The following is a 24,885-nucleotide window of genomic DNA, read 5'->3' on the forward strand; positions in this document are numbered from 1 at the left end:
ACGCTTGCGTCTCAGCCACAATCACAGCCAATTAGGGGGAGTTTCCTCGCGTGGGCGAACAACCGGCCGACCCGTCCGTCGTCTCCGAGGCGACCCTGACCTCGGCGCTGCAGGCAGCGCAGTCCGCCTTTGCCGCGGCCGCCGACCTGGATGCACTGGCGCAGGCCAAAACCGAGCACCTCGGTGACAAGGCGCCGCTGGCACTGGCCCGCCAAGCGCTGGCCAAGCTGGACAAGGCCGACCGCGCCGAGGCGGGCAAGCGCGTCAACGCCGTGCGTGCCCAGGCCCAGCAGGCCTACGATCAGCGCCTGGCTGCCCTGCGTGCTGAGCGTGACGCCGCCGTCCTGGCCGCCGAGAGCATCGACGTCACCCTGCCCTCGGCCCGCACCCGGGTCGGTGCGCGGCACCCCATCACCATGCTGGCCGAGCACATCGCCGACACCTTCGTAGCGATGGGCTGGGAACTGGCCGAAGGTCCCGAGGTCGAAGCCGAACACTTCAACTTCGACGCACTGAACTTCCCGGTCGACCACCCCGCGCGCAGCGATCAGGACACCTTCCACATCGCCCCGCCCGGATCGCGGCAGCTGCTGCGCACCCACACCTCGCCGGTGCAGATCCGTGCCCTGCTGGCCCGCGAGCTGCCTGTCTACGTCGTCTCGATCGGACGCACCTTCCGCACCGACGAACTCGACGCCACCCACACGCCGGTGTTTCACCAGGTCGAGGGGCTGGCGGTCGATCGCGGCCTGACCATGGCGCACCTGCGCGGCACCCTGGACGCCTTCGCCCAGTCGGAGTTCGGGCCGGCCGCCAAGACCCGCATCCGGCCGCACTTCTTCCCCTTCACCGAGCCGTCGGCCGAGGTCGACATCTGGTTCGAGGGCAAGAAGGGCGGACCCGGCTGGGTGGAGTGGGGCGGCTGCGGAATGGTGCACCCCAACGTCCTGCGCGCGGTGGGCATCGACCCGACCGAATACTCCGGCTTCGCCTTCGGCATGGGATTGGAGCGAACCCTGCAGTTCCGCAACGGAATCCCCGACATGCGCGACATGGTCGAGGGTGATGTCCGGTTCTCCCTGCCGTTCGGGGTGGGTGCCTGATGCGTATTCCCTACAGCTGGCTGCGCGAGACCCTGATCGCCGGCGCGCCGGGCTTCGACATCACCGCAGACGAACTCGAGCATGCGCTGCTGCGGATCGGCCACGAGGTCGAGGGCGTGCACACCCTGGGGCCGGTCACCGGACCGTTCAAGGTCGGCCGGGTGGTCGAGATCGAGGAACTCACCGAGTTCAAGAAGCCGATCCGGGCCTGCCGCGTCGACGTCGGTGAAGCCGAGCCGCGCGACATTGTCTGCGGCGCCACCAATTTCGTCGTCGGCGACTTGGTGGTGGTGGCGCTGCCCGGTGCGGTGCTGCCGGGCGACTTCGCCATCGCCAGTCGCAAGACCTACGGTCGCACCTCCGACGGGATGATCTGCTCGGCATCCGAAATACGGTTGAGCACCGACCATTCCGGCATCCTGGTGCTGCCGGCGGGCACCGCCGAGCCGGGTGCGGACGCCGCGACGGTGCTGGGCCTCGACGACGTGGTCTACGAGCTGGCCATCACCCCCGACCGCGGCTACTGCATGTCGGTGCGGGGACTGGCCCGCGACATCGCCAACGCACTGGACCTGGACTTCGCCGACCCCGCTGCGGTTCCGGCACTGCCCGCCGAGGGCGAGGCCTGGCCGCTGAGTGTGCAGCCGGGCACCGGGGTGCGCCGCTTCGCGCTGCGCAGCGTCACCGGAATCGACCCGGCGGCGGTCTCACCCTGGTGGCTGCAACGGCGCCTGGCGCTGTGCGGCATCCGGGCGATCTCCCCGGCCGTCGACGCCACCAACTACGTCATGGTCGAACTCGGCCACCCCATGCACGCCCACGACCGGGCCCGCATCACCGGCGGATTCGACGTCCGCTTCGCCCGCCCCGGCGAGACCGTCACCACGCTCGACGACGTCGAACGCAAGCTGGAACCCGCCGACGTGCTGATCGTCGACGACGTCGCCACCGCGGCGATCGGCGGCGTGATGGGCTCGGGCAGTACCGAAATGCGCGACGACTCAACCGATGTGCTGCTGGAGGCCGCGATCTGGGACCCCGCGGCGGTGTCGCGGACCGCACGGCGGCTGCACCTGCCCAGCGAGGCCGCCCGCCGCTACGAGCGTTCCGTGGACCCGGCCATCTCGGTGGCCGTGCTGGACCGCTGCGCGACCCTGCTGGCCGAGATCGCCGGGGGAACCATCGAGTCGGGCCTGACCGACTGGCGCGGCGACCCGCCGGTGCAGGACTGGAGCCAGGCGCCCATCGAGATCGGCGCCGACCTGCCGGACCGCACCGCGGGGGTGAGCTACCCCGAGGGCACCACCGTGCGGCGGCTGACCCAGATCGGCTGCGAGGTGGTGGCCGCCGGGGATCGGTTGACCGTCACCCCGCCGAGCTGGCGTCCCGACCTGCGCCAGCCCGCCGACCTGGTCGAAGACGTGCTGCGGCTGGAGGGGCTGGAGTCCATTCCCTCGGTGCTGCCCACCGCACCGGCCGGGCGTGGTCTGACCGCCACTCAGCGCCGGCGCCGCGCGATCGGCAAGTCGCTGGCGCTGGCCGGTTATGTCGAAGTGCTCACCACGCCGTTCCTGCCGGCCGGGGTGTTCGACACCTGGGGCCTGCCCGAGGACGACCCGCGCCGCGCCACGGTGTCGGTGCTCAACCCGCTGGAGGCCGACCGGCCGCAACTGGCCAGCACACTGTTGCCCGGACTGCTGGAAGCGTTGGGCCGCAACGTGTCCCGCGGCATCAACGACGTCGCACTGTTCGCGATCGCGCAGGTGGTGCAGTCAGCGGGCCCGGCCGAGTTCCCCGACGTCACGCCTGCCCGCCGTCCCACCGACGCCGAGATCGCCGGGATCGACGCCGCCCTGCCGCGTCAGCCGCAGCACATCGCGGTCGCGCTGACCGGCTTGGCCGAACCCCGTGGGCCGTGGGGGCCGGGCCGGCCCGTCGAAGCGGCCGACGCCATCGAGGCGGCCCGGGTGATCGCCCGGGCCAGCGGCGTCGAGGTCACCCTGCGCTCCGGGGCCTACCTGCCGTGGCACCCGGGCCGCTGCGCGGAGGTGCTGGTCGGCGAGACGCTGGTCGGCCACGCCGGCCAACTGCACCCGGCCGTCATCGAGCGGGCCGGACTGCCCAAGGGCACCTGTGCGGTCGAGCTGAACCTGGACGCCATCCCGGTGGCCACGGCGCTGCCGGCCCCGCGGGTGTCGCCGTTCCCGGCGGTGTTCCAGGACCTGGCCCTGGTGGTCGATGAGCAGGTGACCGCCCAGTCGGTGGCCGACGCGGTGCGCGAGGGCGCCGGCGAGCTGCTGGAGGACATCGCGCTGTTCGACGTCTACACCGGCCCCCAGGTGGGCGAGGGCCGTAAGTCGTTAGCGTTCGCGCTGCGCTTCCGGGCTGCCGACCGCACGCTGACCGAGGACGAGGCCAGCGCCGCCCGCGACGCCGCCGTCGCCCGCGCGGGCCAACTCGTCGGCGCCACCCTCCGCGGGTAAGCACTTCCTTCACGCGAGCGTGCGTGTTTGTCTGCCGACACGCCGCGGCCGGGCGTACAACTGCGCACGCACGCGGGGCTATCGCGCAGGCCCGCGTTCGGGCATGCTGAGGGGCATCCACTGCCGCGCGCGAACCCCGAGGGGGTCGACTCGATGCACGAACCCGAAACCCACGACGTCGTCGTACTCGGAGCCGGTCCCGTCGGGGAGAATGTCGCCGACCGCGCTCGGGCCGCCGGACTGAGCGTGGCCGTCGTGGAACGCGAACTCATCGGCGGCGAATGTTCCTACTGGGCCTGCGTGCCCAGCAAGGCCCTGCTGCGACCGGTGCTCGCGCTGGCCGACGCCCGCCGGGTGGCCGGGGCGAGCAAAGCCGTCACGTCCTCCATCGACGCCGCCGCGGTCTTCAAGCGGCGCAATCACTTTGTGGGGGACTGGGACGACTCCGGCCAGGCCGACTGGATCGCTGGGATCGGCGCGACACTGGTTCGCGGCCACGGTCGCCTGGCCGGGCCGAAGCGCGTCGTGGTCAGCACGCCCCACGGCGAGGTGACGCTGATCGCCCGGCACGCTGTGGTGGTCTGCACCGGGACCCGCGCGGCGCTGCCGGATCTGCCCGGCATAGCCGAAGCGCGTCCGTGGACCAATCGTGAAGCCACCGAAGCCACTTCGGTGCCCGGGCGCCTTGCCGTTGTGGGGGCAGGCGGCGTGGGAGTGGAGATGGCCACCGCCTGGCAGGGCTTGGGCTCGGCGGTGACGCTGCTGGTGCGCGGCTCGGCGCTGTTGCCGCGGATGGAGCCGTTCGTCGGCGAATACGTCGCTCGCGGCCTCGCCGACGCGGGAGTCGATGTGCGCACGGGTGTTTCGGTCGCCGCACTGCACCGCCCCGATGCCGCCGGCCCGGTGCGGTTGGAGCTCACCGACGGCAGCGAGCTCGAGGTCGACGAGATTCTGTTCGCGACGGGCCGCACCCCGCTCACCGACGACCTCGGCCTGGACACCGTCGGCCTGACCCCGGGCGACTGGCTCGAGGTCGACGACACCTGCCGGGTGCGTGCCGTCGAGGAGGGGTGGCTGTATGCGTGCGGGGACGCCAACCACCGCGCACTGCTGACCCACGAGGGCAAATACCAGGCCCGCATCACCGGCGACGTGATCGGCGCCCGGGCCGCCGGGACGCCGCTGGACGCCGCGCCGTGGGGCGTCCACGCCGCGACCGCGGACCATCACGCCGTGCCGCAGGTGTTCTTCACCGATCCCGAAGCGGCCGCGGTCGGGCTCACCGCCGAGCAGGCCGAGCGGGCCGGGCACCGGGTGCAGGTGGTGGACGTGGAGATCGGCGACACCGTCACCGGCGCCAACCTGCACGCCGACGGTTACCGCGGGCGGGCGCGCATGGTGGTCGACGCCGGCGAGTCGTACCTGCTCGGCGTGGCTTTCGTCGGGCCCGGCGTGGCCGAGTTGCTGCATTCGGCCACCATTGCCGTCGCCGGCCGGGTGCCGATCAGCCGGCTCTGGCACGCCGTGCCGTGTTTCCCGACGATCAGCGAGATCTGGCTGCGCCTGTTGGAGGCCTACCGCGATGCCCGGACGGCCTGAGCGTTCGACTACCGTCAGTCACCGGGCGGTGACAGTGCGTCGTTGTACGCGACACGCCGCAGATTGTGGGGCAGACACGCACGCTCGCGCCAGTATTAATTTGCATCTCCGCGCATAGTCATGCAGAATCTTCCAGTGACCAAAGCGATCAAAGTGGCGGTGGCCGGTGCCAGCGGCTACGCCGGCGGAGAGATCCTGCGGCTGCTGCTCGGGCACCCCGCCTACGCCGACGGACGGCTGACCATCGGCGCACTGACCGCCGCCGGCAACGCGGGCAGCACCCTGGGCGAACAGCACCCACACCTGCTGCCGCTGGCCGACCGCGTCCTCGAACCCACCGAGCTCGACACCCTCGCCGGACACGACGTGGTGTTCCTCGGCCTGCCGCACGGACATTCGGCAGTCCTGGCCGAACAGCTCGACGACGACACCCTGGTGGTGGACTGCGGCGCCGACTTCCGGCTGGGCGACCCGACCGACTGGGAACGCTTCTACGGCTCGGCGCACGCCGGCACCTGGCCCTACGGGCTGCCGGAACTGCCCGGCGGCCGCGACAAACTCAAGGACGCCCGGCGCATCGCGGTACCCGGCTGCTACCCGACCGCGGCGCTGCTGGCGCTGTTCCCGGCCATCGCCGCCGGCCTGGTGGAACCCGACGTCACCGTGGTCGCTGTCAGTGGTACCTCCGGTGCCGGCAAGGCCGCCAAGGTCGACCTGCTGGGCTCAGAGGTCATCGGCTCGGCGCGGGCCTACAACATCGGCGGGGTGCACCGGCACACCCCGGAGATCGGCCAGGGGCTGCGCGCGGTCACCCACCGCGACGTCAGTGTCGCGTTCATCCCGGTGCTGATCCCCACCTCGCGGGGCATCCTGGCCACCTGCACCGCCAAAACCACGGCGCCGCTGGCGGAACTGCGCGCGGTCTACGAAAAGGCCTACCACGACGAGCCGTTCGTGTACCTGCTGCCGGAGGGGCAGCTGCCCAAGACCGGATCGGTGATCGGCAGCAACGCCGCCCACATCTCGGTCGCCGTCGATCAGGACGCCTCGACGTTTATCGCGATCTCGGCGATCGACAATTTGGTCAAGGGCACCGGCGGCGCGGCCGTACAGGCGATGAACCTGGCGCTGGGCTGGCCGGAGACCGAAGGACTGTCCGTCGTAGGAGTGGCGCCATGAGCGAGGTCCGGTTGGTGCGCGAACAGGGCGTCACCGCACCCGGAGGCTTCCGGGCCGCCGGAATCGCCGCCGGCATCAAGGCTTCCGGGAATCCGGACCTGGCGCTGGTGTTCAACGAGGGCCCGGACTACGCCGCGGCAGGGGTGTTCACCAGCAACCAGGTCAAGGCCGCGCCGGTCCTGTGGAGCCGGCAGGTGCTCAAGGCCGGCCGGCTGCGGGCGGTGATCCTGAACTCCGGCGGCGCCAACGCCTGCACCGGGCCGGGCGGGTTCCAGGACACCCACGCCACCGCCGAGGCAGTGGCGGCGGCGCTGTCGCAGTGGGGCACCGAGACCGGTGCGGCCGAGGTGGCGGTCTGCTCCACCGGCCTGATCGGTGACCGGCTGCCGATGGACAAGGTGCTGGCCGGAGTCACCGACGTGGTGCAGGCCATGGCCGGGGGACTGGTCGGCGGAGACGAAGCCGCCCGCGCCATCATGACCACTGACACCGTCCCCAAACAGGTTGCGGCCCACCACAATAGCGACTGGACGGTGGGCGGCATGGCCAAGGGTGCGGGCATGCTCGCCCCGTCGCTGGCCACCATGCTGGTGGTGCTGACCACCGACGCCAAGGTCGACGCGCAGGCCCTGGACACCGCCCTGCGCCGGGCCACCGCGGTGACCTTCGACCGGCTCGACATCGACGGCAGCTGCTCCACTAACGACACGGTGCTGCTGCTGTCCTCGGGGGCCAGTGAGATCACCCCCAGCCAGGACGATCTGGACGCCGCGGTGCGCGCCGTCTGCGACGACCTGTGCGCTCAGCTTCAGGCCGACGCCGAGGGGGTCACCAAGCGGGTGTCGATCACCGTCAGCGGCGCCGGAAGCGACGACGACGCCCTGACCGCCGCACGGATCGTGGCCCGCGACAGCCTGGTCAAGACCGCGCTGTTCGGCTCCGACCCCAACTGGGGCCGGGTGCTGGCCGCCGTCGGGATGGTGCCGTTCACCATCGACCCCGACCGGGCCACGGTGTCGTTCAACGGATTCCCGGTCTTCCAGGACGGCCTGCCGATGCCGGGCGCCCGGGAGGTCGACCTGTCCGGTGCCGACATCAACGTGACCGTGGAACTGCACCTGGGCACCGGGCAGGCCACCGTACGCACCACCGACCTGTCCCACGCCTACGTCGAAGAGAATTCTGCGTATTCCTCATGATTCCCCCTCCTCCTCATCGCTCCGCAAGCTCCGCTCTGCATCGTCGGCGGAGGTACTCCTCATGACCGAACCCAGCACCGCCGTCAAGGCCCAGATCCTGGCCGAAGCCCTGCCGTGGCTCAAGCAGCTGCACGGCAAGATCGTCGTCGTCAAGTACGGCGGCAACGCCATGACCGACGACACCCTCAAGCACGCGTTCGCCGCCGACATGGCGTTCCTGCGCAACTGCGGCGTCCACCCGGTGGTGGTGCACGGCGGCGGCCCGCAGATCAGTGCCATGCTCAAGAAGCTCGGCATCGCAGGTGATTTCAAGGGCGGCTTCCGGGTCACCACACCCGAAGTGCTCGACGTGGCACGCATGGTGCTGTTCGGTCAGGTCGGCCGCGAGCTGGTCGGCCTGATCAACGCCCACGGCCCCTACGCGGTGGGCATCACCGGCGAGGACGCGGCGCTGTTCACCGCGGTGCGGCGCAGCGTCACCGTCGACGGGATCGACACCGACATCGGGCTGGTGGGCGACGTCGAGAAGGTCAACGCCGCCGCGGTGCTGGACCTGATTGCCGCAGGCCGGATTCCGGTGGTCTCCACGCTGGCTCCTGACACCGACGGGGTGGTGCACAACATCAACGCCGACACCGCCGCGGCCGCTCTGGCCGAGGCGCTGCAGGCGGAGAAGCTGCTGATGCTCACCGACGTCGACGGCCTCTACACCGATTGGCCCAACACCGACTCGCTGATCAGTGAGATCGACACCGTGATGCTCGAGCGTCTGCTGCCGAGCCTGGAGTCCGGCATGATCCCGAAAGTCGAAGCCTGCCTGCGCGCCGTGCGCGGTGGGGTGCCCAGCGCCCACATCATCGACGGCCGCGTCCAACACTGCGTGCTGGTCGAGCTGTTCACCAACGCCGGCACCGGAACCAAGGTGGTGAACCCATGACGAGCCTGCAGGACCGGTGGTCCGCGGTGATGATGAACAACTATGGCACCCCGGCGCTGGCACTGGTCAGCGGGCAGGGCGCGGTGGTGACCGATGAGGCCGGCAAGAGCTACCTCGATCTGCTGGGCGGCATCGCGGTCAATGTGCTCGGCCATCGCCACCCCGCGGTGATCGAGGCCGTCACCACCCAGCTGAACACGTTGGGCCACACCTCCAATCTGTACGCGACCGAGCCGGGCATCGCCCTGGCCGAGGGCCTGGTCGATCATCTCGGCGCGCCGGCGCGGGTGTTCTTCTGCAACTCCGGCACCGAGGCCAATGAAGTCGCGTTCAAGATGACGCGGCTCACCGGCAAGACCAAGATCGTTGCCGCCCAAGGCGCTTTCCACGGCCGGACCATGGGATCGCTGGCGCTGACCGGTCAGCCCGACAAGCAGGCGCCCTTTCGACCGTTGCCCGGCGAGGTCGTCCACGTGCCCTACGGCGACACCAAAGCCCTGGCCGCGGCAGTCGATTCGGACACCGCCGCAGTGTTTTTGGAGCCGATCATGGGGGAGGGCGGCGTCGTCACCCCGCCCGCCGGCTACCTGGCCGAGGCGCGTGGCATCACCGCCGCCCACGGCGCCCTGCTGGTGCTCGACGAAGTCCAGACCGGCATCGGCCGCACCGGCGCCTTCTTCGCCCACCAGCACGACGGCATCACCCCCGACATCGTCACGCTGGCCAAAGGTTTGGGCGGCGGCCTGCCGATCGGCGCCTGCCTGGCGGTCGGCGCGGCCGGTGACCTGTTGACCCCCGGGTTGCACGGCAGCACCTTCGGCGGCAACCCGGTGTGCACCGCGGCCGCGCTGGCGGTGCTGCGGACACTGGCCGACCAAGACCTGATCGCCCACGCCGCCACGCTCGGCAAGACGCTGAGCCACGGCATCGAGGAACTGGGCCATCCGCTGGTGGACCACGTCCGCGGCAAGGGTCTGCTGGCCGGTGTGGTGCTCACCGAGCCCAAGGCCAAGGCCGTCGAGGCGGCCGCCCGCGACGCCGGCTTCCTGGTGAACGCCGCCGCGGCGGGCGTGGTCCGGCTCGCGCCGCCACTGATCGTCACCGAAGAGCAGATCGGCAGCTTCATCACCGCCCTGCCGGGAATTCTCGACACCGCGAAGGATGCCGCACAATGATCCGTCACTTTCTGCGCGACGACGACATCAGCCCCGCCGAGCAGGTCGAAATCCTCGCGCTGGCAGCCGAACTCAAAGCCGCGCCGTTCAGTCGCCGGCCGCTGGAGGGCCCCCGCGGCGTCGCGGTGATCTTCGACAAGAACTCCACTCGCACCCGGTTCTCCTTCGAGCTCGGCATCGCGCAGCTCGGCGGGCACGCCGTCGTGGTGGACGGCCGGTCCACCCAGCTCGGTCGCGACGAAACCCTCGAAGACACCGGCCAGGTGCTGTCGCGCTACGTCGACGCCATCGTGTGGCGCACGTTCGCCCAGGACCGGCTGACCGCGATGGCCTCCACCGCCACCGTCCCGATCGTCAACGCCCTGTCCGATGAGTTCCACCCCTGTCAGGTACTGGCCGATCTGCAGACCATCGCCGAACGCAAAGGCTCACTCAAGGGGCTGCGGCTGACCTACCTGGGCGACGGCGCCAACAACATGGCGCACTCGCTGATGCTCGGCGGGGTGACCGCCGGAATGCACGTCACCGTCGCCGCCCCGGACGGCTTCACCCCCGACCCCGCCGTGGTGGCCGCCGCGCAGGCCCGCGCCGCCGACACCGGCGCCTCGGTCACACTGACCACCGATGCGGCCAAGGCCGCCGCCGGCGCGGATGTGCTGGTCACCGATACCTGGACCTCGATGGGTCAGGAAGACGACGGCCTGGACCGGGTGGCGCCGTTTCGGCCCTTCCAGATCAACGACGAACTCGTCGCGCTGGCCGACTCGGACGTCACCGTGCTGCACTGCCTGCCGGCGCACCGCGGCGACGAGATCACCGACTCGGTGATGGACGGGCCGCGCAGCGCGGTGTGGGACGAAGCCGAGAACCGCCTGCACGCCCAGAAGGCGCTGTTGGTGTGGTTGCTGGACCGGTCACGATGAGCCGCGCCGACAGCACCGTCACGCGAGTGGGCCGCCAGGCCCGCATCGTCGAGGTGTTGTCGTCTGCCTCGGTGCGCAGCCAGACCGAACTGGCCGCCATCCTGGCCGCCGACGGCATCGAGGTCACCCAGGCCACCCTGTCGCGCGACCTCGAAGAGCTGGGCGCGGTGAAACTGCGCGGTGTCGACGGGGGAGCCGGGGTGTACGTGGTGCCCGAGGACGGCAGCCCGGTGCGCGCCGTCTCCGGCGGCACCGACCGGCTGTCTCGGCTGCTGGGCGAGCTGCTGGTCTCCACCGATGCCACCGGAAACCTCGCCGTGCTGCGCACCCCGCCCGGGGCGGCGGACTACCTCGCCAGTGCCATCGATCGGGCCGCGCTACCGTACGTGGTCGGCACCATCGCCGGGGATGACACCATCTTCGTGGCGGCCCGGGAGCCGATGACCGGCGCCGAACTCGCCGCCACCCTCAACGACCTGCAGTAACACTCGAAGCACAGAGCACAGCAAGGAGAACTCGATGTCCGAACGCGTCATCCTGGCGTATTCCGGCGGCCTGGACACGTCGGTGGCGATCAGCTGGATCGGCAAAGAGACCGGCCGTGAAGTGGTCGCCGTGGCCATCGACCTCGGCCAGGGCGGCGAGGACATGGAGGTGATCCGCCAGCGTGCCCTGGACTGCGGTGCGGTGGAGGCCGTCGTCGTCGACGCCCGCAACGAGTTCGCCGACGAGTACTGCCTGCCGACCATCAAGGCCAACGCGCTCTACATGGACCGCTACCCGCTGGTGTCGGCCATCAGCCGCCCGCTGATCGTCAAGCACCTGGTGGAGGCCGCTCGCAGCCACGGCGGCACCATCGTCGCCCACGGCTGCACCGGCAAGGGCAACGACCAGGTCCGCTTCGAGGTCGGGTTCGCCTCGCTGGCCCCCGAACTGGACGTGATCGCCCCGGTCCGCGACTACGCCTGGACCCGGGAGAAGGCCATCGCGTTCGCCGAGCAGAACGACATCCCGATCAACGTCACCAAGCGTTCACCGTTCTCCATCGACCAGAACGTGTGGGGCCGCGCGGTGGAGACCGGCTTCCTCGAGGACCTGTGGAACGCCCCGACCAAGGACGTCTACGACTACACCGAGGACCCGACGGTCAACTTCAACGCCCCCGACGAGCTGATCATCAGCTTCGACAAGGGCCGCCCGGTGGCCATCGACGGCCGTCCGCTCAGCGTGCTGCAGATCATCCAGGAGCTCAACGCCCGGGCCGGCGCGCAGGGTGTGGGACGGCTCGACGTGGTCGAGGACCGGCTGGTGGGCATCAAGAGCCGCGAGATCTACGAGGCGCCGGGCGCCATGGTGCTGATCACCGCGCACACCGAGCTCGAGCACGTCACCCTGGAGCGCGAGCTGGGCCGCTACAAGCGCGGTGTGGACCGCAAGTGGGGCGAGCTCACCTACGACGGCCTGTGGTTCAGCCCGCTCAAGCGGTCGCTGGAGGTGTTCGTCGAAGACACCCAGCAGCACGTCTCCGGCGACATCCGCCTGGTGCTGCACGGCGGCAGCATCATCATCAACGGCCGCCGCAGCGCGGAGTCGCTGTATGACTTCAACCTGGCCACCTACGACGAGGGCGACACCTTCGACCAGTCCGCGGCGCGCGGCTTCGTCCAGATTCACGGGCTGAGCTCCAAGATCTCCGCCCGCCGGGACCTGAACTCGTGACTTTTCCCACCGCGAACAGGCGCCAAAGCCCCCTCCGCGGCGCCAATTTGGGGGCTTTCGCGTCTGCTCGCCGGAAGAAAGTGACCCGATGAGCACCAACGAGGGCTCGCTGTGGGGCGGGCGATTCGCCGAAGGACCGTCTGACGCACTCGCCGCGCTGAGCAAATCCACCCACTTCGACTGGGTGCTGGCCCCCTACGACGTGGCCGCATCCAAGGCCCACGCGAAGGTGCTGCACAGCGCCGGGCTGCTCACCGACGAACAGCGGGACGGCCTGCTGGCCGGCCTGGACAGTCTCGGCGCAGACGTGGCCGACGGCAGCTTCGGCCCGCTGGTCACCGATGAGGACGTGCACGGCGCGCTGGAGCGCGGCCTGATCGACCGGGTGGGTGCGGATCTGGGTGGCCGGCTGCGTGCCGGGCGGTCGCGAAACGACCAGGTGGCCACGCTGTTTCGGATGTGGCTGCGTGACGCGGTGCGCCGGGTGGCGGCCGGGGTGCTCGACGTGGTCGAGGCGCTGGCCCACCAGGCCGCTGCCCACCCGAGCGCCATCATGCCGGGCAAGACGCACCTGCAGTCCGCACAGCCGGTGCTGCTGGCCCACCACCTGCTGGCCCACGCCCACCCGCTGCTGCGCGACGTGGACCGGATCATCGACTTCGACGCCCGCGCCGCGATCTCGCCCTACGGGTCGGGCGCGCTGGCCGGCTCGTCACTGGGCCTCAACCCCGACGCGATCGCCGCCGAACTCGGTTTCACCGCGGCCGCCGACAACTCGATCGACGCCACCGCCGCCCGCGATTTCGCCGCCGAGGCCGCGTTCGTGTTCGCGATGATCGCCGTGGACCTGTCCCGGCTGGCCGAAGACATCATCTTGTGGAGTTCAACGGAATTCGGCTACGCCGTGCTGCACGACTCCTGGTCGACCGGCAGCTCGATCATGCCGCAGAAGAAGAACCCCGACATCGCCGAGTTGGCCCGCGGCAAGTCCGGCCGGTTGATCGGCAACCTGACCGGTCTGCTGGCGACGCTGAAGGCGCAGCCGCTGGCCTACAACCGCGACCTGCAGGAGGACAAGGAGCCGGTGTTCGACTCGGCGGCGCAGCTCGAGCTGCTTCTGCCGGCGATGGCCGGGCTGGTGGGCACCTTGCGCTTCGACACCGAGCGGATGGCCGCGCTGGCGCCGGCCGGCTACACCCTGGCCACCGACATCGCCGAATGGCTGGTGCGCCAAGGCGTTCCGTTCCGCATCGCGCACGAGGCGGCCGGTGCGGCGGTCCAGGCGGCCGAGCAGCGCGGCGTCGGTCTCGACGAGCTGACCGACGACGAACTGGCCGCCATCAGCCCCGAGCTCACCCCGCAGGTCCGCGAGGTGCTGACCGTCGAGGGTTCGGTGAGCTCTCGCGACGCCCGCGGCGGCACCGCGCCGCAGCGGGTGGCCGAACAGCTCGAAGCGGTCCGCGCAGCCGTCAGCCAGGCGCGCCGCCGAACCGCAGAGTCGACCTAAGGGGATTCGCGGTAGTACGACGGCAGGTTCACGGCCAATTCGTCGAACAGGGCCTGGTTGAGTCCGAACGCCAGCCTGACCTCGTCGACCACGCCGTCGATCTCCTCGGGCGCCAGGCCCAGCGCGTCGAGGCGGGCCCGGTAGGCGTCCTTGTACGGCTTGGCCCGCACCGGAAACTCGTAGAACGCCAAGCCGCGGCCCCCGAGCGCGAACGTGCGGTCCAGCACCTTCCCGATCGCCTGCCCGCCGGAGAGATCCCCCAGGTAGCGCGTGTAGTGATGCGCCAGCAACGCGCTGCTCGAGGCGGCGGCGATCCGGTCGCGGTAGGCCTGGGCGGCGGGCGAGTCGACATCGGCGACCGGGCCGCCCGCCCAGAACTCCAGGTCGGCCTCGATCGCTGACAGCCGCTCCAGGGCAGGGTCGTACACCGACGTGACCAGGGGATCGGCGCGGTTCGCCCGCACCGCGGCCTCCAACGCGGCGTAGACCACCCGCAGGCGCAGCAGATAGTCGACGTAGCCCTGCTCGTTGACCCTGCCGTCCATCAGCTCGGACACAAACGGCGAGGCCTCGGCGGCGTCGTGGGCGGCCTGCGATCCTTCCCGCATCGCAGTGGACAACGACCGGACGGCATCGGGTTCGACGGGGGCCTTCAGCGGCATGGGTGTGATCCGTTCCCTTCGCGGTGCTTCCCGGCATCATCGGGGTGGCGGCGCCGTTGCCGAATGCATTTTCCGCCAGAGTAATGACTGCGGCCGCGTCCGCCAGCCAAGACCGGGCGCTGCGCTAGCGTGAAGAGATCAACGGCAGCCGAATGATCTCGACCGCGTGGCGTCTGATGATGGCGATCGCACTGTGCGGGCTGCTGCCGCAGTGCACCGGCGGCACACCACAGGCCCCCACCTCTGAGCCGACCACCTCGTCGCGCCGCCCAGCCCCCGAACCCGCTGAGGTCACCGGCGTCACGGCCGCCGAGCTCGGCTCGACCTGGCACCGCGGCTGCCCGGTGGCCCCCGCGCAGCTGCGGCGGGTCGCCGTGACCCACCTGGGCTTCGACGACCGCCCGCATCGCGGCGAGTTGATCGTGCACCAGGAGCTGGTTCCCCAAGTCGTCGCGGTGTTCGACCGGCTCTACCGCCTGGAGTTCCCGATCGAGCGGATGCAGTCGGTGGCCCGCTATCGCGGCGGCGAGGACGAGCTGTCGATGGAGGACAACAACACCTCGGCGTTCAACTGCCGGCGCATCCCCGGCTCGGGCACCTGGTCGCCACACGCCTACGGCCGGGCCATCGACGTCAATCCGCTGCTGAACCCGTGGGTCGAACACGACACGTTCGCGCCGCGCAATGCCGGGGTGTACCTGAATCGCCGTCGGATCGAGCCGGGCCTGCTGCATGCCGGCGACGCCGCGGTGCGCGCCTTCACCGACGCCGGGTGGCGCTGGGGCGGCGCCTGGAAATCACCGGTGGACTACCAGCATTTCGAGAGTCCTACTCCAGCAGCTCCGACAGCTCCAGCCACCGGGCCTCCTGCTCGGCCACCTCGGCCTCCAGCGCCCGCAACTGGCGGGTGAGCTCCGCGAGCCCCACGTGATCGGACTGGTCGAAGGCGGCCAGCTCGTGATGTTTGGCCTCGATCTGCTCGGCCAGCTTCGCCAACCGGCGATCGACGGCAGCCAGATCCTTCTGTGCCGCACGCAATTCGGCTCCTGAGAGCGGCGCGTCGGCAGCCGCGGCGGCGGGTCGCGCCACCGGCGCCCGACGCGCCTCGGCGGCCAGCCGCAGATATTCGTCGACCCCGCCCGGCAGGTGCCGCAGCCGGCCGTCGAGGATCGCGTACTGGTTGTCGGTGACCCGCTCCAGCAGATACCGGTCATGGGAGACCACGATCAAGGTGCCCGGCCAGGAGTCCAACAGGTCCTCGGTGGCGGTCAGCATGTCGGTGTCGACGTCGTTGGTGGGCTCGTCGAGCACCAGCACGTTCGGCTCGGCGAGCAGGGTGAGCATCAACTGCAGCCGCCGCCACTGCCCGCCGGAGAGCTCGCCGACCCGGGCCGACAGCTGGGCGCGGCCGAACCCGAGCCGCTCCAGCAGCTGGGCGGGGGTCATCTCCTTGCCCTCGACCTGGTAGTCGCTGCGCAGCCGGCCCAGCACATCGGCCACCCGGTCTGCGGCAAGCTTCTCCAACTCCGCCGACTGCTGATCCAGCATGCCCAGGCGCACCGTCTTGCCGCGCTTGACCCGGCCGCTGTCGGGCACCACGGTGCCGGCGATCAGACCGAGCAGGGTGGACTTGCCGGCCCCGTTGGCGCCGACGATTCCGGTGCGCTCACCGGGGCCGATGCGCCATTCGACGTTGCGCAGCACCGGCTTGCCGTCAAACGACACCGACACGTCCAGCAGGTCGATCACGTCCTTGCCCAGCCGCGCGGTCGCCAACTTCATCAGCTCGACGTCGTTGCGCAGCGGGGGGACGTCGGCGATCAGCGCGTTGGCCGCCTCGATGCGGAACTTCGGTTTGGAGGTGCGCGCCGGTGCGCCGCGGCGCAGCCAGGCCAACTCCTTGCGTAACACGTTCTGCCGCTTGGCCTCGCTGGCCGCGGCCATCCGGTCACGCTCCACCCGCTGCAGCACGTACGCCGCGTAGCCGCCCTGGAACGGCTCCACGATGCGGTCGTGCACCTCCCAGGTGGTGGTGGCCACCTCGTCGAGGAACCACCGGTCGTGGGTGACCACCAGCAGGCCGCCGGTGTTGCGGGCCCAGCGCTGCTGAAGATGCCGCGCCAGCCAGGTGATGCCCTCCACATCGAGGTGGTTGGTGGGCTCGTCGAGGCAGATCACGTCCCAGTCGCCGATCAGCAGGGCCGCCAGCTGCACTCGCCGGCGCTGCCCGCCGGACAGCCCGGCGATGTTCGCATCCCACGCGATGTCGGAGACCAGACCGTCGACCACGTCGCGGATTCGCGGGTTGGACGCCCACTCGTGGTCGGCCTGATCACCGACCAGCGACGCCCCCAGCGTGGCGCCGGGGTCCAGCGTGTCGGCCTGATCCAGCAACCCCACCCGCAGCCCGCTGCGGCGGGTGACGCGGCCCGAATCCGGGGTCGCGGCGCCGGCCAGCAGGCGCAGCAGCGACGATTTTCCGTCTCCGTTGCGTCCGACGATCCCGATCCGCGCACCGTCATTCACCCCGAGGGTGACTGAGTCCAACACCACACCGGTGGGGTAGCGCAGATGGAGGGCCTCAGCTCCGAGCAGGTGTGCCACCGGTGGAACGGTACTGCCTGCCCCTGGGCGAACGGTGAACCAGCCGGACCGGCAGCTCTGATGTGCCAGAATGTGCACGTCATTCCGGGATCGAATGCACCAGTAGGGGAGCAGCGTGGATCTGAACTTGTCGGCCATCACCCGGCCGGTCGAGTGGCTGATGGCCACCGCACAGAATGGTCTGGAGGTGCTGCGCTGGGGCGGCCTTGAGACCGGAGCGGTGCCGTCGCCATTCCAGATCGTCGAGAGCACCCCGATGTACAAGCTGCGGCGGTACTTCCCGCCGGACAGCCGGCCCGGACAACCGCAGCCCGGACCGCCGGTGCTGCTGGTGCACCCGATGATGATGTCGGCAAACATGTGGGACGTCACCCACGAGGAGGGCGCCGTCGGCATCCTGCACGACGCCGGCCTGGACCCGTGGGTGATCGACTTCGGTTCACCGGACCAGGTCGAAGGCGGCATGCGCCGCAACCTGGCCGACCACATCGTCGCCCTGAGTCAGGCCGTCGACACCGTCGCCGAGACCACCGGGCGCGACGTGCACCTGGCCGGCTACTCCCAGGGCGGCATGTTCGCCTATCAGACCGGGGCATACCGGCATTCGAAGAAGATCGCCAGCATCATCGCGTTCGGTTCGCCGGTGGACACCCTGGCCGCACTGCCGATGGGCCTGCCGCCCAATCTGGCCTCCAACGTGGCCGGCTTCATGGCCGACCACGTCTTCAACCGGCTGGACATCTCGGGATGGCAGGCGCGCGTGGGCTTCCAGATGATGGACCCGCTCAAGACGGCGAAGGCTCGGGTGGACTTCCTGCGCCAGCTGCACGACCGCGAAGCCCTGCTGCCGCGCGAGGCGCAGCGCCGCTTCCTGGAGTCCGAGGGCTGGATCGCCTGGTCGGGTCCGGCGATCTCCGAGCTGCTCAAGCAGTTCATCGCCCACAACCGGATGATGACCGGGGGCTTCGCCATCAACGGCCAGCTGGTCACCCTCACCGACATCACCTGCCCGGTGCTGGCATTCGTCGGTGAGGTCGACGACATCGGGCAGCCGGCGGCCGTGCGTGGGATCCGCCGGGCCGCGCCCGACGCCAAGGTCTTCGAATATCTGCTGCGAGCAGGCCATTTCGGTCTGGTGGTGGGTTCCAAGGCCGCCGAACTGACCTGGCCGACCGTGGCGGGCTGGGTGCTGTGGCAGTCCGGGCTGGGGCCGCAGCCGGCAGGTGTGGCGCTGATGTCCGAGCAGCCGTCCGAAGGTGCCAAGGGCGGCGTCGCGATGACGTCGCGGATCGCGCACGGGCTGGGCGAGGCCTCCGAGGTCGCCCTGACGTTGGCGCGGGGCGCGGCCGACGCCATGGTGGCGGCGCAGAAGTCGGTGCGCACCATGGCCGTTGAGACCGCGCGCACCCTGCCCCGGCTGGCCCGGCTCGGCCAGATCAACGACCACACCCGAATCTCGTTGGGCCGCATCATCGATGAGCAGGCCGCCGACTCACCCGACGGCGAATTCCTGTTGTTCGACGGGCGTGTGCACACCTACGAGGCGGTCAACAAGCGCATCGACAACGTGGTCCGCGGCCTGATCGAGGTCGGGGTGCGCCAAGGCGTGCGCGTCGGCGTGCTGATGGCCACCCGGCCCAGCGCCCTGGTCGCGATCGCGGCGCTGTCGCGGCTGGGTGCGGTGGCCGTGCTGATGCCGACCGACAAGGATCTGCTGCCCGCGGCCCGCCTGGGCGGCTTCTCCGACATCATCGTCGACCCCGACACCCTGGAGCTGGCCGCCGAGGCCGCCCGCGAACTGCGTTGCCAGGTGCTGGTGCTCGGCGGCGGTGAAGCCCGCGACCTGGATCTGCCCACCGACATCGACGTCGTCGACATGGAGCAGATCGACCCGGACGCCGTCGAGCTGCCCGGCTGGTACCGCCCCAACCCGGGCTTCGCCCGCGACCTGGCGTTCGTGGCCTTCGGCGACGTGGCCGGCGAGCTGGTGGCCAAGCAGATCACCAACTTCCGCTGGGCGCTCTCGGCGTTCGGCACCGCATCGACGGCGGCCCTGGGGCCCAACGACACGGTGTACTGCCTCACCCCGCTGCACCACGAGTCCGGGCTGCTGGTCAGTCTGGGCGGTGCCGTGGTCGGCGGGGCCCGCATCGCCCTGTCGCGCGGCCTGAACCCGGCCCGATTCGTCGCCGAGGTCCGTCAGTACGGCGTCAGCGTGGTGTCCTACACCTGGGCGATGCTCGGCGAGGTCATCGACGACCCGAACTTCGTCCTGGCGGGCAACCACCCGGTCCGGCTGTTCATCGGTTCCGGTATGCCCGTCGGCCTGTGGAACCGGGTCACCGAGGTGTTCGCACCGGCCAATGTCGTCGAGTTCTTCGCCACCAAGGACGGTCAGGCCGTGCTGGCCAACGTCTCCGGCGCCAAGGTCGGCAGCAAGGGCCGGCCACTGCCCGGCGCGGTGGATGTGCAGCTGGCCGCCTACGACAGCGAGCTCGACCTGATTCTGGAAGACGACCGGGGCTTCGTGCGGGTCGCCGAGAACGACGAGGTCGGTGTGCTGCTGGCCAAGCCGCGCGGACCGATCGACCCGTCGGCCTCGGTCAAGCGGGGGGTGTTCGCGCCCGCCGACACCTGGATCTCCACGGAGTTCCTGTTCCGGCGCGACGCCGACGGCGACTACTGGCTGGTGGGCGGGCGCGCCTCCACCGTCCGGACCGACCGCGGGGTGGCGTTCCCGGTGGTCATCACCGATGCCCTGGGCGCCGTCACCGGCGTCGACCTGGCGGTCACCTATCGAGTGCCGACCGAGGGGGCCGACCTGGTGGTGGCGGCGGTCTCGGCGCAGCCGGGCGTCACGATCACCGCGGCCGACCTCAGCGAGGCGGTGGCCGCACTGCCCGTTGGTATCGGCCCCGATGTCATCCACGTGGTGCGCGACCTGCCGCTGAGCGCGGTGTACCGCCCGGTGGTGGGTGAGCTGCGTGAAGCCGGGCTGCCCAAGGCCGGACGCAACGCCTGGTACTTCGATGCGGCCAGTGGGCAGTACAAGCGGCTGACGGCCGCGGTGCGTACCGAACTGGCCGGTGGCGGTCGCCCGTGATCGCCCAGGACCTGCTGGACATCCTGGTCTGCCCGGCCGACAGCGGCCCGCTGCTGCTGGTGCAGCGCTCGGGTGCGCACGCGCTGTACAACCCGCGCCTGCGCCGGGCCTACCGCATCGACGACGACATTCCGGTGCTGCTGGTCGACGAGTCCGAAGCCATCGGCGACGACGAGCACGCGGTGCTCATTGCCCAAGCGGGTCCGGCAGATCCCCAGTGAGGTAACGCTGCAGGGTCGGGGCGATCATCGCCACCACATCCGACGGGGGCAGTGAGGCGATCGGTTCCAGCCCGATGATGTAGCGGGCAAGCACGACGCCCATCAACTGGCTGGCGGCGAATTCGGCGCGCAGCACCCCGGTTCCCGGCGGTTCGTCGACCCGCTGGGCGAGTTCGGCGACCACGATGTCCCGGAAGAACGATCGGGCCAAGGGCACCTCGGTCCCGGTGAGCAGCGACCGCAACACCGCCATCATCCCGGTGCCGGCCTGCGAATCCCACAGCGGGAGAAGTGTTTCGGGCAGGATGCGCCCGAGTTGGTCGATCGGCGCCTCGCGCAGCCGCCCCAGCACCGTCATCGGGTCGATCGGCAACTCGACCGCGGCGGCGAACAGCTGCTGCTTGGTGCCGTAGTAGTGATGCACCAGTGCCGCGTCGACACCCGCGGCGGCGGCCACCGCACGGATTGAGGTGTTGGCGAAACCGTTGCGGGCGAACAGCTCTCGGGATGCAGCCAGGATCTTTTCCCGGTTGTCGGTGGCGCCCGACGGCCGGCCCGGCTTGCGGGCTTTCGGGGCGGCGGCCATCACGGTGTCCGTCGCCGCAGCGTGACCGCGGCCAGCCCCAGGGCTGCGACGGCGAACGCCAGCACGATCACGATGTCGCGCACCGCGACACCGGTCAGATCCGGGTGAGTGCCCACCTGCTGCAGCGCTTCGAGGGCATAGCTGGCCGGCATCGCGTTGCTCACCCACTGCAGCCACTCGGGCATGGCCGCGCGAGGCACGATGATCCCGGCGAGCAACAGCTGCGGCACCATCACCAGCGGAATGAACTGCACCGCCTGGAACTCGGTGCGGGCGAACGCGCTGCACAGCAACCCCAGGCCGACCCCGAGCACCGCGTTGATGATCGCGATCCCGAACACCCACGCCGGGCTGCCCGCGGTGCGGAAATCCAGCAGCCAGAACGCGACCGCGCAGGCCAGGCTGGCCTGGGCGACGGCCGCGATCGAGAACGCCGTCCCGTAGGCGGCGAGCAGGTCCACCCGGCGTAGCGGGGTGGTCAGAATGCGTTCCAGGGTTCCCGACGCGCGTTCGCGCTGCATGGTGATCGCGGTGATGACGAACATCAGAAACAGCGGGAACACTCCCAGCATCACCAGGCATGCGGCGTTGAACGGCGACGGGGTGCCCGGCGGGTGCGCGGTGCCGCCGAACATGAAGTACATCAGCGTGATGACCAGGCTGGGCACCGCCAGGATCATCGCGACACTGCGGTGGTCACCGGCGAGCTGGCGCAGAATGCGCTGCGTGGTGGCCACGAAGGGCCGCCACTGCAGAATTGCGGTCAGCCGGCCCGGGGCGCGGTGGTGCGCCGGATGACGGACAAGAACGCGTCCTCCATCACTGGACATCCGGTCTCCTCTCGCAGTCGTTGGGGGGTGGTGTGCGCCAGCAGCCGGCCCTCACGCATCAGCAGCAGATCACCGCAGTGGGCGGCTTCGTCCATCACGTGACTGGACACCAGCAGCGTGGTGCCGCGGCGGGCCAGCGCCGAGAACTGCTGCCACAGCTCGGCGCGCAGCACCGGGTCCAGACCGATCGTCGGCTCGTCGAGCACCAGCAGGTCCGGCCGGCCGACCAGGGCGCAGGCAAGCGAGACGCGGGCGCGCTGCCCGCCGGACAGGTTGGCGCAGTAGTCACCGCGGTGCCGGCTCAGGTCCACCGCGTCGATCGCGGCGTCCGCGTCGCCGGTGTCGGCGCCGGTGAGCGCGGCGAAGTAGCGCACGTTGTCGATCACCCGCAGGTCGTCGTAGATGGTGGCCTGCTGGGGCATGTAGCCGACCCGGTGGCGCAGCTCCGGGGAGCCGGCCGGGCTGCCCAGCACGTCGACTCGGCCGGCGGTGATCACCTGGGTGCCCATGATGCAGCGCATCAGGGTGGTCTTTCCGCAGCCCGAGGGCCCGAGCAGGCCGGTGATGGTGCCCGGTGCGATCTGCACCGACAGGTCGTGGATCACCGGTCGCCTGCCGCGCACCACCCGCAGATGCTCGATCGCGACGGCGGGACGTGCCCCCGAGAATTCATCACGCGATGAAATCATCATATGTTGAATACTCTGCCTGCCGCGACGCCCTGTCAAGGGCCGGGGAGCCGGCGGGCAGAATCACCGGCGTGAGTGCCGCCCGGCTTGCCGTGGATCCGCTCGCGGCTGCCAGGCGGCTGCTGGGCGCCACCCTGAGCTGTCGCGGTGTTGACGCGACGATCGTCGAGGTGGAGGCCTACGGCGGGGTGCCCGACGGACCCTGGCCGGACCCGGCGGCGCATTCCTACCGGGGACCCACCGCGCGCAACGCCGTGATGTTCGGCCCGCCCGGGCGCCTGTACACCTACCGCAGCTACGGCATGCACATCTGCGCCAACGTGGTCTGCGGCCCGGACGGAACGGCCGCCGCAGTGCTGCTGCGCGCGGCGGTGATCGCCGGGGGACAGGAGCTGGTCCGGGTCCGCCGCGGTGTCGCCGTGCCGGACGTGGCGCTGGCCCGCGGCCCGGGCAATCTGTGCTCCGCCTTGGGAATCACCATGGAAGACAACGGAATCGACTTGTTTGACCCGAGCAGTCCGGTGCGCCTGCGGCTCGGCGGGCCACTGGCCGCACAGGCCGGACCGCGGGTAGGGGTCAGCCAGGCCGCCGACCGGCCCTGGCGGTTGTGGGCGCCGCGAACACCCGAGGTTTCGGCCTACCGACGCAGCCCGCGGGCACCGGCGCCGGGCGCCTCGGACTGATCCGGGAAAATCGACCCATGCCGACCACGATTCTCGACGAGCTGACCTGGCGCGGGCTGATCGCCCAGTCGACCGACCTGGACGCCCTGGCCGCCGAGGTGTCGGCTGGACCGATCACGGTCTATGCCGGATTCGACCCGACCGCGCCCAGCCTGCACGCCGGGAACCTGGTGCCGCTGCTGGCGCTGCGCCGCTTCCAGCGGGCCGGGCACCGGCCCATCGTGCTGGCCGGCGGCGCCACCGGGCTCATCGGCGATCCCCGCGACAGCGGCGAACGCACCCTCAACACCGCCGACACGGTGGCCGAGTGGTCCGAGCGGATCCGCGGACAGCTGGAGCGCTTCGTCGACTTCGACGACAGCCCCACCGGTGCGGTGGTGGTGAACAACCTGGACTGGACCGCGCCGTTATCCGCGATCGAATTCCTGCGTGACGTGGGCAAACACTTCTCGGTCAACGTGATGCTCGACCGCGACACCATCCGGCGCCGCCTCGATGAGGGCATCTCCTACACCGAGTTCAGCTACATGCTGCTGCAGGCCAACGACTACGTGCAGCTGCACCAGCGCTACGGCTGCTCGCTGCAGCTCGGCGGCTCGGATCAGTGGGGCAACATCATCGCCGGGGTACGGCTGGTGCGCCAGAAACTGGGCGCGACCGTGCACGCGTTGACGGTGCCGCTGGTGACCGCCGCCGACGGCACCAAGTTCGGCAAGTCCACCGGCGGCGGCAGCCTCTGGCTGGACCCGGAGATGACCAGCCCCTACGCCTGGTACCAGTACTTTTTCAACACCGCCGACGCCGACGTGATCCGCTACCTGCGCTGGTTCACCTTCCTGTCGGCCGAGGAGCTGGCCGCGCTGGAGGAGGCGACCGAGCAACGCCCGCACGAGCGGGCCGCCCAGCGCGCGCTGGCCCGGGAGTTCACCACCCTGGTGCACGGGCAAGCTGCGACCGAGGCGGTGGAGTTGGCCAGCCAGGCCCTGTTCGGCCGGGGGGAGCTGACGCGGCTGGACGAATCCACCCTGACGGCGGCACTGCGGGAGACCGAGGTGGCGCAGCTGCAGCCGGGCGCCGCGGACAGCATCGTCGACCTTTTGGTGGCCACCGGTCTGTCGGCAAGTCGGGGTGCGGCCCGGCGCACCATCGGCGAGGGCGGGGTCTCGGTGAACAACGTTCGCATCGACAGCGAGGAGTGGACGCCGCAGCCGGAGAATTTCCTGCACGGCCGGTGGCTGGTGCTGCGCCGCGGCAAGCGCAACGTGGCGGGGGTCGAACGGGTCTAGAGCAGGGCCGAAGCGGGCCGGCCGGCCAAGGCGAAGTTGATCTTGAAGCGGTCGAAAACGGCCTGCTAGCAGCGGATTTGACTCCCACGTTTCCCTCGCGTAACTTTATCGACGTCGCCGCGACACGGCCCAGCCGGAGGAGCGCGACGAGCCCGCGGAATCGACAAGGATTCAGTTGCGATTCCGGGGGTTTTCATCTGCCCGCACGGCCAATACGCGGCTTTTAGCCGCGGGTTGACTGCGCGTCCAGGTGGGCCTGTTGTTTGAGAACTCAATAGTGTGTTTGGTGGTTTTTGTTTGTTGTTGTTTTTGCCATGCTCTCGGCGCCCCGTGTTGGGGGTGTGGCGTTTTTTTGATGTCAGTTTTTGACTGATGTTTTGGGATTGTTTCCAAATGG

At 70.3% G+C, this 24,885-nt stretch carries 22 protein-coding genes; 16 read left to right on the forward strand and 6 right to left on the reverse strand.

The features are described 5' to 3' along the window. Positions 1 to 50: 50 nt before the first annotated feature. The 11 genes from pheS to argH all read left to right on the forward strand — a co-directional run bounded on the left by pheS (position 51) and on the right by argH (position 13,824). Complete coding sequence (gene pheS / locus AWC18_RS19200) at positions 51 to 1,103, forward strand: phenylalanine--tRNA ligase subunit alpha (protein WP_085139767.1); 1,053 nt, start codon at positions 51 to 53, stop codon at positions 1,101 to 1,103. After that, positions 1,103 to 3,586: a phenylalanine--tRNA ligase subunit beta gene (pheT, locus tag AWC18_RS19205; RefSeq protein ID WP_085139768.1), complete on the forward strand. Its 2,484-nt coding sequence runs from the start codon at positions 1,103 to 1,105 to the stop codon at positions 3,584 to 3,586. Before pheS ends, pheT begins: the two co-directional genes overlap by 1 nt. Before the next feature lie 153 nt (positions 3,587 to 3,739). Then, entirely contained in the window at positions 3,740 to 5,185 is a 1,446-nt protein-coding gene (locus AWC18_RS19210) for a dihydrolipoyl dehydrogenase family protein (RefSeq protein ID WP_085139769.1), read from the forward strand. A 120-nt stretch (positions 5,186 to 5,305) separates the two neighbouring features. Further along, the gene (gene argC, locus AWC18_RS19215) at positions 5,306 to 6,364 is read left to right on the forward strand and encodes an N-acetyl-gamma-glutamyl-phosphate reductase (RefSeq protein ID WP_085139770.1); all 1,059 of its coding nucleotides are present in this window, start codon (positions 5,306 to 5,308) and stop codon (positions 6,362 to 6,364) included. Further along, positions 6,361 to 7,563, forward strand: a complete 1,203-nt coding sequence (argJ, locus tag AWC18_RS19220) for a bifunctional glutamate N-acetyltransferase/amino-acid acetyltransferase ArgJ (RefSeq protein WP_085139771.1) — start codon at positions 6,361 to 6,363, stop codon at positions 7,561 to 7,563. The genes argC and argJ overlap by 4 nt, the downstream gene beginning before the upstream one ends. A gap of 61 nt (positions 7,564 to 7,624) precedes the next feature. Beyond that, positions 7,625 to 8,500 carry an acetylglutamate kinase gene (gene argB, locus AWC18_RS19225; protein WP_064996661.1) on the forward strand — a complete coding sequence of 292 codons (876 nt, stop codon included), beginning with the start codon at positions 7,625 to 7,627 and terminating at the stop codon, positions 8,498 to 8,500. Beyond that, a complete protein-coding gene (locus AWC18_RS19230) occupies positions 8,497 to 9,675 on the forward strand; it encodes an acetylornithine transaminase (RefSeq protein WP_085139772.1) in 1,179 nt (392 codons plus the stop codon). The genes argB and AWC18_RS19230 overlap by 4 nt, the downstream gene beginning before the upstream one ends. Continuing rightward, positions 9,672 to 10,598, forward strand: coding sequence for an ornithine carbamoyltransferase (gene argF / locus AWC18_RS19235; RefSeq protein WP_085139773.1), 927 nt, complete (start codon positions 9,672 to 9,674; stop codon positions 10,596 to 10,598). The genes AWC18_RS19230 and argF overlap by 4 nt, the downstream gene beginning before the upstream one ends. Further along, positions 10,595 to 11,083, forward strand: coding sequence for an arginine repressor (locus AWC18_RS19240; RefSeq protein WP_064996658.1), 489 nt, complete (start codon positions 10,595 to 10,597; stop codon positions 11,081 to 11,083). Before argF ends, AWC18_RS19240 begins: the two co-directional genes overlap by 4 nt. Positions 11,084 to 11,117: 34 nt before the next feature. Further along, positions 11,118 to 12,317 carry an argininosuccinate synthase gene (locus tag AWC18_RS19245; protein WP_064996657.1) on the forward strand — a complete coding sequence of 400 codons (1,200 nt, stop codon included), beginning with the start codon at positions 11,118 to 11,120 and terminating at the stop codon, positions 12,315 to 12,317. Positions 12,318 to 12,405: 88 nt separating this feature from the next. Then, positions 12,406 to 13,824 carry an argininosuccinate lyase gene (argH, locus tag AWC18_RS19250; protein ID WP_085139774.1) on the forward strand — a complete coding sequence of 473 codons (1,419 nt, stop codon included), beginning with the start codon at positions 12,406 to 12,408 and terminating at the stop codon, positions 13,822 to 13,824. Here the strand turns inward: argH and AWC18_RS19255 are convergent. Then, the gene (locus AWC18_RS19255) at positions 13,821 to 14,486 is read right to left on the reverse strand and encodes a biliverdin-producing heme oxygenase (RefSeq protein ID WP_085139775.1); all 666 of its coding nucleotides are present in this window, start codon (positions 14,484 to 14,486) and stop codon (positions 13,821 to 13,823) included. The genes argH and AWC18_RS19255 overlap by 4 nt on opposite strands. Before the next feature lie 152 nt (positions 14,487 to 14,638). On the opposite strand from AWC18_RS19255, the gene AWC18_RS19260 reads away from it, so the two are divergent. Continuing rightward, positions 14,639 to 15,397, forward strand: coding sequence for a M15 family metallopeptidase (locus tag AWC18_RS19260; protein WP_234806597.1), 759 nt, complete (start codon positions 14,639 to 14,641; stop codon positions 15,395 to 15,397). On the opposite strand, the gene AWC18_RS19265 is transcribed toward AWC18_RS19260, so the two are convergent. After that, entirely contained in the window at positions 15,315 to 17,090 is a 1,776-nt protein-coding gene (locus AWC18_RS19265; RefSeq protein WP_064996654.1) for an ABC-F family ATP-binding cassette domain-containing protein, read from the reverse strand. The genes AWC18_RS19260 and AWC18_RS19265 overlap by 83 nt on opposite strands. 115 nt (positions 17,091 to 17,205) lie before the next feature. Between AWC18_RS19265 and AWC18_RS19270 the strand changes: the two genes are divergently transcribed. Continuing rightward, positions 17,206 to 20,193 (forward strand): acyl-CoA synthetase, encoded by a 2,988-nt coding sequence (locus AWC18_RS19270; protein WP_085139776.1) that lies wholly within the window; start codon positions 17,206 to 17,208, stop codon positions 20,191 to 20,193. Further along, positions 20,190 to 20,414 (forward strand): Trm112 family protein, encoded by a 225-nt coding sequence (locus AWC18_RS19275; protein ID WP_085139777.1) that lies wholly within the window; start codon positions 20,190 to 20,192, stop codon positions 20,412 to 20,414. Before AWC18_RS19270 ends, AWC18_RS19275 begins: the two co-directional genes overlap by 4 nt. Here AWC18_RS19275 and AWC18_RS19280 read toward each other — a convergent pair. From AWC18_RS19280 to AWC18_RS19290, 3 genes are read right to left on the reverse strand one after another with little or no spacing between them, the layout of a single operon-like run. Then, complete coding sequence (locus AWC18_RS19280; protein ID WP_085139778.1) at positions 20,380 to 21,000, reverse strand: TetR/AcrR family transcriptional regulator; 621 nt, start codon at positions 20,998 to 21,000, stop codon at positions 20,380 to 20,382. The two genes, AWC18_RS19275 and AWC18_RS19280, sit on opposite strands and share 35 nt — an antisense overlap. After that, a complete protein-coding gene (locus AWC18_RS19285; protein WP_085139779.1) occupies positions 21,000 to 21,830 on the reverse strand; it encodes an ABC transporter permease in 831 nt (276 codons plus the stop codon). Before AWC18_RS19285 ends, AWC18_RS19280 begins: the two co-directional genes overlap by 1 nt. Next, a complete protein-coding gene (locus AWC18_RS19290) occupies positions 21,764 to 22,522 on the reverse strand; it encodes an ABC transporter ATP-binding protein (RefSeq protein WP_085139780.1) in 759 nt (252 codons plus the stop codon). Before AWC18_RS19290 ends, AWC18_RS19285 begins: the two co-directional genes overlap by 67 nt. Before the next feature lie 68 nt (positions 22,523 to 22,590). Between AWC18_RS19290 and AWC18_RS19295 the strand changes: the two genes are divergently transcribed. Both AWC18_RS19295 and tyrS read left to right on the forward strand, forming a co-directional pair. After that, positions 22,591 to 23,202 carry a DNA-3-methyladenine glycosylase gene (locus tag AWC18_RS19295; RefSeq protein ID WP_109560143.1) on the forward strand — a complete coding sequence of 204 codons (612 nt, stop codon included), beginning with the start codon at positions 22,591 to 22,593 and terminating at the stop codon, positions 23,200 to 23,202. Positions 23,203 to 23,219: 17 nt separating this feature from the next. Further along, positions 23,220 to 24,488 carry a tyrosine--tRNA ligase gene (gene tyrS, locus AWC18_RS19300; RefSeq protein WP_085139781.1) on the forward strand — a complete coding sequence of 423 codons (1,269 nt, stop codon included), beginning with the start codon at positions 23,220 to 23,222 and terminating at the stop codon, positions 24,486 to 24,488. A 171-nt stretch (positions 24,489 to 24,659) separates the two neighbouring features. On the opposite strand, the gene AWC18_RS21845 is transcribed toward tyrS, so the two are convergent. Further along, the coding region (locus tag AWC18_RS21845) for a hypothetical protein (RefSeq protein WP_207553340.1) at positions 24,660 to 24,885 on the reverse strand (226 nt) is incomplete at its 5' end.

Source organism: Mycolicibacter nonchromogenicus (genome assembly GCF_002101775.1).
Lineage (GTDB): Bacteria > Actinomycetota > Actinomycetes > Mycobacteriales > Mycobacteriaceae > Mycobacterium > Mycobacterium nonchromogenicum.

What these genes read in the sequence shown, in the direction of transcription:
- pheT (WP_085139768.1), top strand. Translation starts at nt 1,103, where the DNA reads ATGCGTATTCCCTACAGCTGGCTGCGCGAGACCCTGATCGCCGGCGCG.
- AWC18_RS19210 (WP_085139769.1), top strand. Translation starts at nt 3,740, where the DNA reads ATGCACGAACCCGAAACCCACGACGTCGTCGTACTCGGAGCCGGTCCC.
- argC (WP_085139770.1), top strand. Translation starts at nt 5,306, where the DNA reads ATGCAGAATCTTCCAGTGACCAAAGCGATCAAAGTGGCGGTGGCCGGT.
- argJ (WP_085139771.1), top strand. Translation starts at nt 6,361, where the DNA reads ATGAGCGAGGTCCGGTTGGTGCGCGAACAGGGCGTCACCGCACCCGGA.
- argB (WP_064996661.1), top strand. Translation starts at nt 7,625, where the DNA reads ATGACCGAACCCAGCACCGCCGTCAAGGCCCAGATCCTGGCCGAAGCC.
- AWC18_RS19230 (WP_085139772.1), top strand. Translation starts at nt 8,497, where the DNA reads ATGACGAGCCTGCAGGACCGGTGGTCCGCGGTGATGATGAACAACTAT.
- argF (WP_085139773.1), top strand. Translation starts at nt 9,672, where the DNA reads ATGATCCGTCACTTTCTGCGCGACGACGACATCAGCCCCGCCGAGCAG.
- AWC18_RS19240 (WP_064996658.1), top strand. Translation starts at nt 10,595, where the DNA reads ATGAGCCGCGCCGACAGCACCGTCACGCGAGTGGGCCGCCAGGCCCGC.
- AWC18_RS19245 (WP_064996657.1), top strand. Translation starts at nt 11,118, where the DNA reads ATGTCCGAACGCGTCATCCTGGCGTATTCCGGCGGCCTGGACACGTCG.
- argH (WP_085139774.1), top strand. Translation starts at nt 12,406, where the DNA reads ATGAGCACCAACGAGGGCTCGCTGTGGGGCGGGCGATTCGCCGAAGGA.
- AWC18_RS19255 (WP_085139775.1), bottom strand. Translation starts at nt 14,486, where the DNA reads ATGCCGCTGAAGGCCCCCGTCGAACCCGATGCCGTCCGGTCGTTGTCC.
- AWC18_RS19260 (WP_234806597.1), top strand. Translation starts at nt 14,639, where the DNA reads ATGATCTCGACCGCGTGGCGTCTGATGATGGCGATCGCACTGTGCGGG.
- AWC18_RS19280 (WP_085139778.1), bottom strand. Translation starts at nt 21,000, where the DNA reads ATGGCCGCCGCCCCGAAAGCCCGCAAGCCGGGCCGGCCGTCGGGCGCC.
- AWC18_RS19285 (WP_085139779.1), bottom strand. Translation starts at nt 21,830, where the DNA reads ATGTCCAGTGATGGAGGACGCGTTCTTGTCCGTCATCCGGCGCACCAC.
- AWC18_RS19290 (WP_085139780.1), bottom strand. Translation starts at nt 22,522, where the DNA reads ATGATGATTTCATCGCGTGATGAATTCTCGGGGGCACGTCCCGCCGTC.
- tyrS (WP_085139781.1), top strand. Translation starts at nt 23,220, where the DNA reads ATGCCGACCACGATTCTCGACGAGCTGACCTGGCGCGGGCTGATCGCC.